The 729-nt window shown below is 66.9% G+C and carries 1 protein-coding gene; it reads right to left on the bottom strand.

Features of this window, described 5'->3' with window-relative positions; translation table 11 throughout:
- A partial coding sequence (locus A5692_RS10025; RefSeq protein WP_068055133.1) for a phosphotransferase family protein occupies window positions 1–729 on the bottom strand: 729 nt, incomplete at both ends.

The raw sequence follows: 729 nt of genomic DNA, 5'->3' as shown, positions 1-729 counted from the left end.
GTAGTAGGGCAGCGCGGTGAGGTCCCGTCCGCTGAGGTTGGCGTATCGGTCCGCCAGCTGCTGACGACTCGGGTAGCCGGCCGAGCCGCCCGCCTGTTCGGTGATGATCGGATCTTCACCGGGCTCGGTCCACCGCGCGAGCAGGTGCCCAATATCGAGCAGCGGATCGCCGATGGTGCCGGTGTCCCAGTCGACGATTGCGGCCAAGCGGGCCGGCGGCTGCGGGGCAACCATCACATTGAATGGGCTGTAGTCGCCATGGATGACCGCGGCCGGGCTCATGGTCGGGGTGTTGGCGGAAAGCCAGTTGGCGAGGAAGTCGAGTTCGGGGAGATCGCGGGTACCGTAGCGCTCCAGCTGGGCGAGCCATCGTGGCACTTGACGCTCCAGAAATCCCTCGGGCTTGCCAAGGTCAGCCAGACCGCGCCGTCGCCAGTCCACCGCGGCCAGGTGGACCAGTCCGTCGACGTAGGCCATCGCTAGGCCGTGCCGCAGGGTGATGTCACCGAGAAAGGGTTCGGGCAGCTCGAACCCCGGCGTGAATCCATCCACCACGCCCATCAACATGAACTCGGTGCCCAGCACTTCGGCATCTTCGCAGTAGAGCACCGGCGGTGGATGGGGCACGTCGGTGCCCTCCAAAGCCCGCAGGATGCGCCACTCGCGGTGGGTGTTTGACGCGCTCGGGTCATTCTTCACCACGGGTGGGCGGCGCAGGACCCAGGCGTC

Origin of the sequence: Mycobacterium sp. E342, assembly GCF_001667665.1 — a bacterium.
Classification (GTDB): domain Bacteria; phylum Actinomycetota; class Actinomycetes; order Mycobacteriales; family Mycobacteriaceae; genus Mycobacterium.
The sequence above is the reverse complement of the archived record's forward strand: the minus strand, read 5'-3'. Positions and strand labels throughout refer to the sequence as shown.